This is a genomic window from Micromonospora sp. DT81.3 (genome assembly GCF_049847225.1).
Lineage (GTDB): Bacteria > Actinomycetota > Actinomycetes > Actinomycetales > Microbacteriaceae > Microbacterium.
In genome coordinates this window covers 55,627-68,576 of sequence record NZ_JBNCNY010000011.1, presented here as the reverse complement: position 1 = coordinate 68,576, position 12,950 = coordinate 55,627, and the positions used below count along the sequence as shown (strand labels likewise).

The 12,950-nt window shown below is 70.0% G+C and carries 11 protein-coding genes; 3 read left to right on the top strand and 8 right to left on the bottom strand.

What is annotated here, in order from left to right:
- Positions 1–25: 25 nt before the first annotated feature.
- The gene (locus ACPW96_RS19695) at positions 26–1,633 is read right to left on the bottom strand and encodes an AMP-binding protein (protein WP_425885140.1); all 1,608 of its coding nucleotides are present in this window, start codon (positions 1,631–1,633) and stop codon (positions 26–28) included.
- Between the two features lie 93 nt (positions 1,634–1,726).
- Positions 1,727–2,806, bottom strand: a complete 1,080-nt coding sequence (locus ACPW96_RS19690; RefSeq protein WP_425885138.1) for a Glu/Leu/Phe/Val dehydrogenase dimerization domain-containing protein — start codon at positions 2,804–2,806, stop codon at positions 1,727–1,729.
- Between the two features lie 561 nt (positions 2,807–3,367).
- Between ACPW96_RS19690 and ACPW96_RS19685 the strand changes: the two genes are divergently transcribed.
- Both ACPW96_RS19685 and ACPW96_RS19680 read left to right on the top strand, forming a co-directional pair.
- A complete protein-coding gene (locus tag ACPW96_RS19685) occupies positions 3,368–4,315 on the top strand; it encodes an endonuclease domain-containing protein (protein ID WP_425885137.1) in 948 nt (315 codons plus the stop codon).
- Positions 4,316–4,601: 286 nt separating this feature from the next.
- Positions 4,602–4,982, top strand: coding sequence for a VOC family protein (locus tag ACPW96_RS19680; protein ID WP_425821001.1), 381 nt, complete (start codon positions 4,602–4,604; stop codon positions 4,980–4,982).
- A 21-nt stretch (positions 4,983–5,003) separates the two neighbouring features.
- On the opposite strand, the gene ACPW96_RS19675 is transcribed toward ACPW96_RS19680, so the two are convergent.
- The gene (locus tag ACPW96_RS19675; protein WP_425885135.1) at positions 5,004–5,444 is read right to left on the bottom strand and encodes a pyridoxamine 5'-phosphate oxidase family protein; all 441 of its coding nucleotides are present in this window, start codon (positions 5,442–5,444) and stop codon (positions 5,004–5,006) included.
- Between the two features lie 72 nt (positions 5,445–5,516).
- On the opposite strand from ACPW96_RS19675, the gene ACPW96_RS19670 reads away from it, so the two are divergent.
- Positions 5,517–5,993, top strand: coding sequence for a YbaK/EbsC family protein (locus ACPW96_RS19670; RefSeq protein WP_425885134.1), 477 nt, complete (start codon positions 5,517–5,519; stop codon positions 5,991–5,993).
- A gap of 42 nt (positions 5,994–6,035) precedes the next feature.
- On the opposite strand, the gene ACPW96_RS19665 is transcribed toward ACPW96_RS19670, so the two are convergent.
- The 5 genes from ACPW96_RS19665 to ACPW96_RS19645 are packed head-to-tail and all read right to left on the bottom strand — an operon-like array spanning position 6,036 to position 12,949.
- Positions 6,036–7,526: a DUF3482 domain-containing protein gene (locus tag ACPW96_RS19665; protein ID WP_425885133.1), complete on the bottom strand. Its 1,491-nt coding sequence runs from the start codon at positions 7,524–7,526 to the stop codon at positions 6,036–6,038.
- Entirely contained in the window at positions 7,523–8,986 is a 1,464-nt protein-coding gene (locus ACPW96_RS19660; protein WP_425885131.1) for a DUF2868 domain-containing protein, read from the bottom strand. The genes ACPW96_RS19665 and ACPW96_RS19660 overlap by 4 nt, the downstream gene beginning before the upstream one ends.
- A gap of 38 nt (positions 8,987–9,024) precedes the next feature.
- Positions 9,025–10,956 carry a glycogen debranching N-terminal domain-containing protein gene (locus ACPW96_RS19655; protein ID WP_425885129.1) on the bottom strand — a complete coding sequence of 644 codons (1,932 nt, stop codon included), beginning with the start codon at positions 10,954–10,956 and terminating at the stop codon, positions 9,025–9,027.
- Positions 10,953–11,858 (bottom strand): carbohydrate ABC transporter permease, encoded by a 906-nt coding sequence (locus ACPW96_RS19650; protein ID WP_425885128.1) that lies wholly within the window; start codon positions 11,856–11,858, stop codon positions 10,953–10,955. The genes ACPW96_RS19655 and ACPW96_RS19650 overlap by 4 nt, the downstream gene beginning before the upstream one ends.
- Positions 11,855–12,949 (bottom strand): carbohydrate ABC transporter permease, encoded by a 1,095-nt coding sequence (locus ACPW96_RS19645; protein ID WP_425821008.1) that lies wholly within the window; start codon positions 12,947–12,949, stop codon positions 11,855–11,857. Before ACPW96_RS19645 ends, ACPW96_RS19650 begins: the two co-directional genes overlap by 4 nt.
- Position 12,950 lies beyond the last annotated feature (1 nt).

The window sequence follows — 12,950 nt, the reverse complement described above, 5'->3', positions numbered from 1 at the left end:
GGGGCGACCAGCGAGGAAAACCCGCTCAGACGGTCGCCGTCTCCCGCGCGCGCAGGTCTTTGCGCAGGATCTTGCCCGCGGTCGACTTGGGGATCGCCTCGATGAACTCGACCCGGCGGATCTTCTTGTGGGGAGCCACGTTGTCGGCGACGAAGGTCATCACCGCGTCCTCCGTCAGACCGGAACCGGGCGCCGGCACGATGAACGCCTTCGGGATCTCCTGTCTCTCGTCATCGAGCACGCCGATCACTGCGGCATCCAGCACCGCAGGGTGCGACAGCAGCAGCGCCTCGAGCTCGGCGGGAGCGATCTGGTAGCCCTTGTACTTGATCAGCTCCTTGACGCGGTCGACGATCGAGAAGTAGTCGCCCCGGTGGTACACGCCGATGTCGCCGGTGTGCAGGAAGCCGTCGGCATCCAGCGTCTCGGCCGTCGCGTCCGGCTTGTTCAGATAGCCGAGCATGACGTTCGGCCCCTTGATCCAGAGTTCCCCCGCGGCAGTGCGGCCGTCCTCGCCGATCTCGGTGATCTCCTCGCCGGTCTCGGTGTCGATGAGCTTGCACTCCTGGTTGGGAAGCAGCGTTCCGACCGAGCTGACCGGGATGTCGTGCCGCTCGTACGGCATCGCGTGGGAAACGGGGCTCAGCTCGCTCATGCCGTAGCCCTGCATCATGCGGGCGTGGATGCGGCTCCCCGCGAGTTGCGCCGTATCGCCGTCGAGCGGGGCGGCGCCGGAGAAGACGGTGTGCACGCTCGAGATGTCGAACTCATCGACGACGGGATGCTTCGCCAGGGCCACCGCGATCGGCGGCGCGATGTAGAGATAGGTGCACTGGAACTTCTGGATGTTCGTCAGGAACTCCACGAGGTCGAACCTGGGCATCGTCACGAGGCTCGCCCGCTGGCGCAGCGCCAGGTTGAGCAGCACGGTCATGCCGTAGATGTGGAAGAAAGGCAGAACGGCGAGCACGCGGTCGGTCTCGGTCAGCTCGATGTTGCTGCGGCACTGCTGCACGTTGGCGACGAGGTTGCGGTGGCTGAGCATCACGCCCTTCGGGATGCCCGTCGTGCCGGATGAGTAGGGGAGCACGGCGACATGCGTGGCGGGGTCGAAGCTCACCTCGGGTGCGGGGCTCTGCTCCATCAGCAGCTCGCGCAGGTTCGGGTGCCGGTCCGCGCTCTCAGAGCCGGCCCCATCGAGCACGATGACGTGGTCGTCCGGGATGCCGCAGGCCTCGGCGGCCGCCGAGGCGCCGGGGAGCAGCGGCGTGACCGTGATGAGCCAGGTGGCCCCGGCATCCCGCAGCTGCTTCTCGATCTCACCCGCGGTGTAGAGCGAGTTGATCGTGGTTACCACCGCGCCCGCCCGCAGGATCCCGTGGAACACCGTCGCGAAGGCCGCGACGTTGGGGCAGAGCAGACCGAGCACGCTGTCGGTGCCGACCCCGCGAGCGGCGAGGGCGCCGGCGAATGCGTTGACCTGAGCGCGCAGCGCGCCGTACGTCGTCTCCGCTCCGGATGCCGGGTCGATCAGGGCGACGCGCCCGAGGTCTTCGTCGGCGAGGGTGCCGAACAGGTAGTCGTAGATCGAGACCTCAGGGATCTCGACGTCGGGCAGCGGGCTCGTGAACATGGCGTCTCCTTCGACCCGTTCATCCTGCCATCCCGGCGACCGAGTGTCACAACCCGCGGAACTCAGTCCGAGCACCCTCGCCGGGCGGAAGGCTCACGCCAGGGCGTGCTCCCGCACGGTCGCGCCTGTGCGCAGCCGCTCGGCGGCGAAGGCCTCGGCGGCCTCGAGCGGCGTCACGCCGGCCGACTCGGCCTCGTCGAAGATGCGGCGCACGGTATCGCCGATCCCGGCGACGCGCTCCATGATCTCCTCGCGGGTGCCGAGCTTCTTCGCCTCGAGATCGAGGTAGATGACGCCCCCGGCGTTGACGACGAAGTCGGGGGCGTAGAGGATGCCGCGCCGGGCCAGGCGGACCGCGCCGGAGTGATCGGCGAGCGGGTTGTTCGCCGGTCCGCAGACGGCACGGGCGTCGAGGGAGTCGATCACCTCGTCCGTGAGGAGGCCGCCGATGCCGGCGGGCACGAAGACATCGGCGGGAATGAGGTGCTCCTCGCCGGGGGCGATCCACTCCGCGCCGAGCTGGCTCGCGAGGTCCCGCTTCGCCGGGTTGACGTCGGTGACGGTGAGGCGGGCGCCCTCGGCGCTGAGGCGCACGGCGAGTCGGCTGCCCACTTGACCCATGCCGGAGATCGTGATGCGGCGCCCCTCGACATCGGCCGAGCCGGTGACGCGCTCGAGCGTCGCGCGAAGCGACTCGTAGACCCCGAGGCTGGTCGGGCCGGCCGGCTCGCCCGACCCGCCGCCGGTTTCGGGAAGGCCGACCACGTGGCCGGTGCGCTCGCTGACGATGAGCATGTCTTCGGTCGTCGACCCGACGTCCTCGGCGGTGCGATAGAGGCCGTGCAGCGACTCGACGGCGTCGCCGAGATCGAGGAACGCCGCGCGGCGGCGCTCGGCATCCAGCACGGTCCCTTCGGGCAGCTGGATGACGGACTTGCCGCCGCCCGCGTCGAGGCCCGCCGCCGCGTTCTTCAGGGTCATGGCCGCCGACAGGCGCAGGGCATCGCCGAGGGCATCGCTCCAGTGCGGGTACGTCCAGAGGCGAGCCCCGCCCAGTGCCGATCCGAGCACCGAGGAGTGCAGCGCTACGGCGAGAAAGAGTCCGCTGCGCCGGCCGGTGAGGGTTTCGACGCGTTCGTGGCGGAAGTCGGGCAGGGGCAGGCTCGCAGACATTGTGGTCCTCGTTGATCAGTCGGCCCCGATCTTCGTGGGATCCGGGCGGAGCGTGTGCGATGCGCGTCGGTGCGGCATCCCTTCCATTGGACCACTGCGCGGCCGATTGTTCAACGTGGCGCGCGAATGCTGAGCACACTGCTCACCGGCATGACGGTCGAGGCGCCGGAACTGAGCTCCCTGAGCCGTGCTCCGGGGTCGGCGGGTTTCGACTGCGGGCCGGATTCAGGCTCGCCGTGACGCAAGCGCCCCTACGTGGCCGCGCCGAGAGTGCACCACGGGGTCGAGCCTGAATGCGGCACACGGATCGCGGCACTCGGAAGCCTGACGGCGGGACACGGGATCACTGGGACTCGCGGGCCGGAATCAGGCTCGCCGTGACGCAAGTGACCCGATGAGGCGGCAACGGCAGCGCACCAGACGGTCAAGCCTGACTGCGGTACACGAATCGCGGCACCGGGAAGCCTGCGGGCGGTGCGCGGGTCGTGGGATCGCGAAGCCCCGGCCTCCTCCCCAGCGGCCGAGCTAGCGGCCCACGTCCACAGTCGTCGTCCCCTGCGCATGAGTAGTTCGGGCGGCGGTCAGGGTGGGCGGATGCTGATGCGCGACGTCGACCCACTGCAGGAGATCCTCTTGTCCCGGCCGCAAGGCGTCGTGGACCTGCTGTTCCGCACGAGCGACCTACGTGTTGCCGGCCTGAGCCGGCGCCAGATCGCCGGTGCGATCGACGGCGATGCGCTGGTTCGGGCGAGGGCCGGTGTCTATCTTCCGGCGGACGCTTCGGTGGAGAGCCGGTGCGCCGCCACGGTCGGCGGCCGTCTTGCGTGCGTCTCGGTACTGGCGCGCATGGGCGTGTTCGTGATCTCGAACGACACCGTGCATGTGCACCTGCCACGTTCGGCCTCACGGCTCCGGGACACGGGTCACAGAGTGCGCCTGCACTGGGCGTCGCTCTGCCGGGAGCCGCATCCGCGCTCCGCGCGGGTTGAGGTGATGGATGCGCTGATTCAGGCGACGAACTGCCAGCCGCCGCGCGCCGCCGTGGCGACGCTCGACTCGGCTCTGCACCTGCGACTGATCGATGAGTCGAATCTGGATGAGATCTTCGCGCACGTGGTGCCTCGGCGCCGAGTGCTCCGCCGGCGCCTGGACGGGAGGGCAGAATCGGGTCCGGAGACCCTCGTGCGGCTGATCGCCCGAGCGCTGGGGTTCGAGGTCGAGCTGCAGGTCGCGATCGATGGCGTCGGGCGCGTCGACCTCGTGCTCGACGGGTGGCTCGTGATCGAGTGCGACTCCGAGGCGCACCACGCCGGATGGCGTGCACAGAAGCGCGACCGCCGCCGCGACCTCGCGCTCGCAGCGCTCGGTTACGCGACCATTCGCCCGATCGCGGAGGACATCCTGTTTCACCCAGAGGTGGTGGTTGCCGCACTGACAGGGATGAGGAGCGGCCGGCGCGCTCTCCTCCCCGTCACCCGTACCGGACGCAGGCTGATTGGGGTGGGATGAGTCTCCAGAGGAGACGCGGCGCCGATTCCCACCGGTTGCGCCTGAATCGCGCACCGAGGCGGGCGCGCCGCGGCGGTGGGCCTGCCAGGTGAGGAGGCGCTGGGTCGGAACTTGATGATCGTGCCGTCCACCGCCGCGCGCAGATGCACGAGCACCCGCGGGTCGGCAGAGCGCCCGGTTGCGCGCGCCCGCCGCGGCGTCGCGCCGGTGGACGTCTATCGGGCCGGGCTGCACCGGAGTACCGTCTGCGCCAGGGACGGGGAGTCCCAGGGATGGGGGAACAGCCATGTTCGAAGATGCACAGGGCGCGGCAGTGATCGCCGCGTCGGATCTGGAGCGAGCCCGATCGTTCTACGAGGGGGTTCTGGGGTTGGCGGCCGAGCAGGTCGACGAGGAGGCGGCGTCGGTGTTCTACCGGCTCGGGGGAGTGCCGGTGATGGTCTACCAGACGAGCTACGCGGGGACGGCGCAGAACACCGTGTTCGCCATCGAGACAGAGGACCTCGCCGCTGCCATGTCCGCGCTGCGGGAGAAGGGCGTGACCTTCATGGATTACGACTTCCCCGGCCTGACGACGGTCGACGGGGTCGCGGAGCTGCCCGGCGAGCGAGCCGCATGGTTCGCCGACAGCGAGGGGAACATCCTGGCGCTCAGCGAGAGAGCCTGATTCGACGCCGCGCCGTCCGCCTCACCAGGCGAGCAGGTGCCGGGGTCGGAACTCGATCAGCGTGCTGAACTTCTGCGCGAGTGCCTCGGCGGGAATGCCGAACGCCGCGATGGACTCGGCGTACTTGGCCGTGTACCGTTCGCGGAACCGCTCGATCCATCCGGCCGCGCCATCCGGCGTCAGGGTCGCGGTGCCGCGCAGCACGACGACGTCATCCCCCGTCGGACCGCCCGCATGCAGGTGCACGAGCACCCGCGGGTCGGAGCGGATGTGCGTCACCTTGTGCGATACCGGCTCGCTCAGGATACTCATCGTGCCGTCGTGCCAGAGGAACCAGACGGGAACCGCCCGGGGCGAGCCATCGCTTCCCAGAGTCGTGATCCACGCGATCAGGTCGCGGTCCAGCATCCCGAGCGCTTTCGCGTGCGCCGGGTTGTCCGGATCGAAGATGTTGTCGGCCATGTCGTCCCTTCATCGGCTCCCCGCGGTCACGAGGCTACGACCGACGACCGACACCGCCAATAGGCTGGAGACGTGACCGTCGCACTCCCCGAACGCAGCCGCATCGTCGCCGAACGCCTCGCCGAGGCCGGCATACGAGGACAGATCGTCGTTCTTCCGGATGCCGCTTCCACGGCGCCGCTCGCGGCCGCAGCCCTGGGGATCGAGGTGGGGGCGATCGCCAACAGCCTGGTCTTCTGGTCGGACGGGGAGCCGCTCCTCGTCATGACGAGCGGCGCTCACCGCGTCGACACGGCGGCGCTCGCCGGACGCCTCGGCCGCGCGATCATCGCGCGTGCCACACCGGAGCAGGTGCGCGCGGCCACGGGGCAGGCCATCGGCGGAGTCGCGCCGACCGGGCATCCGGCGCCGCTGACGACGGTCATCGATCGCGACCTCGCCGCATTCCCCGAGATCTGGGCGGCGGGCGGCACACCGCACACCGTCTTTCCCATGACCTTCGACGAACTGGTCGCGCTGACCGGCGGCACGGTCGCACAGGTCGACTGACTCGGGCAACCTCCTCTCCCGCCGAGGCTCGCTGCACTCCGATCACCGCGCCCGGACAGCGGCGGAAAGCGCGCCGGGATACAGCTCGTCGAAGAGCTGGACCGCCATGTCGCGAAGCAGGCCATGGAGCTCCCGTTCCAGGCGCTCACCGCCGTCGCTCTCGGCGCGCAGCGCCCACACCGCTGCGAGCCGCTCGGCGTTGTCCAGGACCGCATCGACGACCAGCGGCCGCCAGAACGGCGGATACTCGCTCTCCTTCCACTCCCCGCGACCTCGGCCGTAGTGGGCGATCGCCAGGTATTTCAGCAACGCCGAGGTGACCAGTCCGTCGAGGAAGGCCTCCTCCCAGCGCGCGCTCGATTCGTTCTTGCCGCGCACGACGTTGACGCCACGGGCGATGCCCGCGCCCCCGAGCGCGCCGATGATCGCCCCGGCCACCATGCCGGCCCCGAACGTGAGTCCACCGGCCATGAGGTCGGCGCCGAGCCCCGTGAGGGCACCGGACACCACGCCGGACAGCGCGGCGGTCCGCCCCGCATCCACCGGAGTTTCCACCTGCACGTCGCTCGCCACCCGCTGCAGCACCTCGCCCATCGCGCGGCCCTCGAGGTTGTGGATCGCGATGAGGCTCTCGGTGCTGAGGCGGAGATCGAGCTCGAGCCGCTCGGCCAGGGTGCGCTCCGCCTCGCCGCGAGCCTGTGTGCGGGCCACGTTCTGCAGACCGACGGAGCCACCGATCCGGGCCGTGAGGGGCTCCGGCGGCAGCACGACCCGGTCCCGAGCTGCGGCCGCGATGGGGACAGCCAGCGCTGTCATGGCCGCATCGAACTGCGCCATCCGCCGTTCGCCCCACGCGTGCAGCAGCCGGGTGAAGGCCGCGGTCTTGTCGTCCGGCAGGGCAGCGCCGACGGCGGCGAAAAGGGTGAACTCCTGCACCCAGCAGCGCGCGAACGCGTCCAGCGTGAGCACGCCCCGCACGTGCGGGGCGCCCGTGACCGCCGCGCGCCACCGATCCTCGTCCGCGTCCGCGCCTCGAGCACGGGGCGGCCCGGTCTGGTTGAGGAGAACCACGACGGGCTTGCCGATCCATCCCAGCACCTCGAGTTCGGGCTGCAGGTAGCCCGCGTCGTCGGGCTCCTCCGCCGCGCTGACGAGGTAGAGCACGACGTCGGCCTGCTCCGCAACGTTCCGGACCGCCAGCTGACTGAGCCAGAAGGGCCGATCCCGGTAGCGGTCCCAGACCTGGGAGAGGAACCAGCCGATGGGGCTGCCGTTCTGACCGAGGCGCCGGGCGAGCCGCACGCTGTCGCCGAAGCCCGGCGTGTCCCAGAGCGTCAGCAGGTCCCCTTCGGCGGTCTGGATGAGCGGAAAGGGTGTCGCTTCGTCCGTGACGTGCGGCGCGTCGCGCACCTCGCCGACGTCGCGGCCGAGAAGCGTTCGGGCCAGTGTCGTCTTGCCCGCGTTGGTGTGCGAGATGAGCGAGAGCGAGATCGCCCCGGCATCCATCCCGGCGACGGTCACGGCGTCGCTCACCGCGCACTCCCGGGCGGGCCGCCTGGTCGTCCGGCGGATGCCCCGACCAGCGCGGACTCGGCTTTCGCCAGATCCGGGGCGCTCAGGTCGACGAAGAGGGCCGTGGCGCGGTGCTCGTCGAGGAGGTCGCGCCACGCCGCACGGCGGCCCGCGATCCTCTGCTCGTCGTCGTGCCAGCGAAGACGGATGCCCGATTCGTCGACCATCGCGATCAGCGGATTCCCCGTCGCGTGCAGCGCCGCGATCGCGTCGAGGAAGGCGCCGTGCGCTTCGCGCTCGGGCGTTGCCGCGAGGGTGAAGAGGGGGACGACGTCCTCCTTCGCGTCAGACCCCGTGAGCGTCGCCAGAGCCCGGTCGTCGCCCCAGGCGACGGGCGCCTGCACCGTGACGGCGGCGCCGGGGTAGGCACGGGACAGAATCGCGTCGAGCCCCGCTCGCGCCTGCGCCGACGCGGTATAGCTGTACGGCACGACGCGGACCCGACCGGGGCCGCCGACGTAAGAGGAGACGAGCCGCTGGTAGTACGGCTCGGAGAGCGGGAGGGAGACCCGGGCGGCGCGGCGCCGCTCGGTCATCCACGCGACCGCGGCCAGTGCCACCCGGGGCAGTATGACGAGGGTCACGACCGTGCCGGCGAGCAGGTGCATCCAGGTCGCCGCGTTCTCGCTGGCGGGTTGCTGTATCGCCGCCACGGATGCCGCGTCGGGCACCGGGATGCCGGTGAGCCAAGAACCGGGAGCGAGGGTCGCGGCCAGCAGGGCCCGAACCTGGTCGGCGCCCAGGAACGTGCTCTCCCACGTCGCGCGGTACTCGAACGCGAGACCGCGCAGGTAGAGGCCGGCGATCACGCCGAGCGCCGTCATGGCGGCGGCGATGTGCAGCACGCGTGCCGCTCGCGCGCCGTAGAGCGGCGCCGCGACGCGAGCCCAATCGGAGGGAAGCGCCGCGAGGATCGACCGGCGGGCCTCTGCGGCGTCGTCCCCGCGCCGGCGCGAGAAGGGCGTCCGCACCGCGGCGAGACGGATGAGCAGGCTCCGCACGGGCCCCGGTGAGCCGCGGAACGCAACGAGGCGCACCAGCAGGGTGATGTAGACGACGAAGTTCCACACGAGCAGGGCGAAGACCGGGGGAGCCAGGAGATTGATGCTCGTTCCGCCTCCGATCCGGTCGGCGATCAGCCCCAGCACGAATGCGCTCAGAACGACCGCCGCGCCCACCCAGCCGCGCCACCGGAGCGCACGGACCGCGCGCGTCACCGCGGGCTGCCGAGGGCCGATCCGCTCGAGCACGAGCCGTGCGCGCCGTGCCAGGAAGGCGTCCTCACCCGCCCCCTCGCCGACCACCTCGGCGGCGGCACGACTGGCCCAGTCCCGATCCGCGTCCGTCCAGAGCAGGCGATCACGGTCGCCCGTCTCCACGGCTCGCGCGGCGGTCACATCGAGGGCGGCTGACTCGTCCATTGGCCGCATTCTATGCGCGCGATGTCGCCTCTCGAGGGTCAGAGCGCGGCGCCGGGCGGAAGCCGTCGCGCGATCTGGGCGGCGGCCACCGCCGACGCCGCCGACCACGCCTGGGGGCGGCACGCCGCGGGATACGGCGTCGGAAGCGACGTCTGCGAGCGGGGGTCGCCGCTGTGCAGCTCCGGCATCCGGAAGCCGAACCCCTCGGCCGCGGCGAGCAGGCCGTCGATCACTGCTCCGGCCTGCTCGTGCAGCCCCGCGAGCGCCATGCCCCGCGCGATGATCGCGGAGTCATGCGTCCACACGCTTCCGCCGTGGTAGCTGAGCGGCCAGTAGCCCGCCGCATCCGTCGACATCGTCCGCACCCCGAAGCCCGAGAGCATGGTCGGCCCCACGAGCAGTGCGGCGACCTGCCGCTCTTCGTCCGGGTTCAACAGACCGGTCCCGAGCAGATGGCCGATGTTGCTCGTCAGCGTGTCCACCGGACGCTTGTGCGCATCGAGGGCGATGGCGGGGTACCTGCCCTCGGGCGTTTCGACCCAGTACGCCTCCGCGAAGCGGGCCTTCAGACCCGCGGCCCAGTCCCACAGCTCGGTCGCCCCCGGTTCTCCGAAGGCGTCGAGCAGCTCAGCACCCGCGAGCGCCGCCTCGTAGGCATAGCCCTGCACCTCGCACAGCGCGATCGGTCCCTGCGCCAGTTCGCCGGAGCGCCACTGGATCGAATCGCCCGAATCCTTCCACCCCTGGTTTGTGAGCCCGTGACCCGTCTCGTCGATGTAGTCGATGAATCCGTCGCCGTCCGTGTCGGCGGACATCAGCCAATCCAGTGCACGTCGGAGGGCGGGGAGCAGTTCGCGCACCTCGTCGTCGGGCATGCCCGCTGCGTGCGCTTCGAAGAGCAGGCAGACCCAGAGCGCGGTCGCGTCGACGGTGCCGTAGTACACGGGCGGCAGGGTGATGCCCTCGCCCGGCATCTCGAGCGGAGCTGCTCGCAGCTCGTGCAGGATCTTGCCGGGCTGCTCCGCCGAATCCGCGTCGGTCGCGTCACCTTGCAGGCGAGCCAGCACGCGAAGAGTGGATGCCGCGATGCGACGATCCAGCGGAAGCGCGAGGCGCGCGGCCCACAGCGAGTCCCGCCCGAAGAGCGTGAGGAACCACGGTGCGCCGGCGGCGTAGAAGGCGTCGTCCGGATGCTCGGGAAGCGCCAGGCGCAGGGCGTCGAGGTCTTGCAGGGCGGCATCAAGCCACCGGCCGATCCGCGGATCCTCCCCCGGCGCCGGCCGTGCGGGTACCACCCAGCGAGAGTGGTCCGACGCGACCTGCACCACGAGCGTCGGGTCTACGAGCGACAGCGACCACGACGCACCCGCGCCTTCGCCCGGCGCGATCCGCAGATCCCAATCGAGGACGATGGCGCCGTCGTCCAGGCTGACGTCCGCGTCGGCCGCGAGGAGCGTGAACGAGCGCTCGCCCGACGAGACGGTGAAGGGGGCCCCCGCCCCGAGCGGAATCGATGGAGACCAGTCCCTCGCCTCCGGCATGCCGGACTTCACGTCCATGAGAAGCGCGAAATCCGGCACGAGTCGCGCGCGCAGCGTGATGTCCACCTCGTGCTCCACCTTCGAGTGGAAGGTGTAGGTCTCTCCTACTTCACCCGCCGCCACCACGCGCTCGCGCAGCACACGCACCTTCGGGTCGGGCGTACCGTCATCCAGTGCCCTCAGCAGGCCGCCGAAGACGACGCGGGAAGCGCCGTCCGGCGACACCGAGATCCACTCGGGCGCGGCGTCGCCCACGGTGAGCGTGATCTGCCTGATATGACGGACATCCCCGTGGTAGACGCCGTGGATCGGCTCCGCCCCCAGATCGCCGGAGCGGCCCGACCAGACCTGCGTGGGCGCGCGGAGGGCGATGATCGCGTCGTTGAGCAGCGGTTGCAGAGCGCGCGGCGCGAGAGGTGCGTCGCTCATCCCTTGACGGCTCCTTCGGCGGTGCTCATGATCTTCTTCTGGAAGACGAAGAACATCACCGCGACCGGGATCGTCATGATCGCGGCGGCCGCGAGCTTCAGCGGGTACTGGTTGCCTTGGCCGAGCTGGCCGGACGCCAGCGAGGCGACGCCCTTCGTCAGCGTGGTCAGCTCCGGCGATTGCGTCGACACGATGAAGTGGTTGAGCTCGTTCCACGACCCCTGGAAAGACAGGATGATGATCGTGATGAGCGCCGGTCTCGCCATCGGCAGCACGATGGACCAGAACACCCGGAAGGTGCCGGCGCCGTCGATCCGGGCCTGCTCCTCGACCGACACCGGAATCGACTCGAAGAAGTTCTTCATGATGAACACGCCGGCGGCGTCCACGAGCAGCGGCAGGATCATCCCCGCGTACGAATCGTAGATGCCGATCTGGTTGAGCACGAGGAAGTTGGGGATCAGCAGCACCACCCCGGGCACCGCCATGACGGCGACCACGAGCGCGAAGATCACACCGCGTCCACGGAAGTTCAGTCGTGCGAGGGCGTAACCCGCGAGGGACACGAAGAACACGCGGCCGAGCGTGACGCAGATCGTGACGATGGCCGAGTTCATGAACCACAGGGGGAAGGCGCTCCGGCCGAACAGCGCCTCGTAGGCCGCCCACGTGAAGACGTTCGGAATGAGCGAGATGGGGTTCGCGGTGGCTTCCGCCTCGGTCTTGAACGACGTCGCGACCTGGACGAGGAACGGATAGATGTAGATGATCGCGAGCACGATAAGGGTGGCGTAGAGCACCACCTGGCCGGTGATCGCGCCCCGGGTCCATCGGCGCGTGCGCGCCGACGGCTGATCCGGGGTCGCGACGGCCACGGCGTCGGCGACAGCGGTGACGGTCATGATGTCTTTCCCTTCACCTGATACTGGGCGGCTCTGCGCTTGGACACCGGGCGATCCCGGAGCACCCACCGCTGGATGATCGCGAAGAAGATGATGATGAGGAAGAGGATGAAGGCGATTGCCGATCCCTGGCCCCATTCCTGATCGACGAACGCGGATTGGTAGGACAGGAAGGCGGGAGTGACCGTCGTCTTCGCCGGCCCGCCCTGCGTGCCCGTGTAGATCTGGTCGAAGACCTGCCAGCACCCGATCAGCCCGAGCGTGAGCACCGTGAAGAGGGTGGGGCGAAGCTGCGGGAGGGTGATCAGCCGGAAACGCTGCCAGCCGTTGGCGCCGTCCATCATGCCGGCCTCACCGAGTTCGACTCCCACATTCTGGAGAGCCGCGATGAAGAGCAGCATCATCGTGCCGCTCGTGGTGAAGATGGCCATCAGGATGAACGCGAACATGGCGACGGAGGGGCCGGCGAGCCACTCCCACCACGAGATCCCGAGGAATCCGCTGTCCGTGAGCGCCTGGGGGCCCGCGTCGATGCCGACTGCTCCCAGCCCGACGTGCACGATGCCCCTCGGGTCGTTGAACCAGTTCGGACCGTTGATGCCGACCCACGAGAGCACCTCGTTCACGACACCCGCGGTCGAGAAGAGGAACAGCCAGAGCACCGTGATGGCGACCGAGCTCGTCACGGAGGGGAAGTAGAACGCGGTGCGGAAGAATCCGCGGCCACGCAGGATCGCCCTGCTGACCAGGACCGCGAGAAAGAGGGCGAGCATCGTCTGCAGCGGGACGACGAGAAGCACGTACCACGCGTTGTTGCGCAGGGCGATGCCGAAGTTCCGCTCGTCGAGACCGCCGCCGGTCGTCACCGCGGCGTAGTTGTCGAGCCCGACGAATCCCACCGCGGGGGAGAACGGGCTTCCCCGACCGGTCCAGTCGGAGAGGCTCACCCACAGCGCCATGAGCACCGGGATGAAGAGGAACACGCCGAGGATGAGAATCACGGGGGCCGTGAAGAGCCATCCGGCGAGGCCCTCCCCGCGCCGAATCCCGGAGGATCCGGTGCGGGCAGGTGCCTTTGCCTCGGTGGTCATG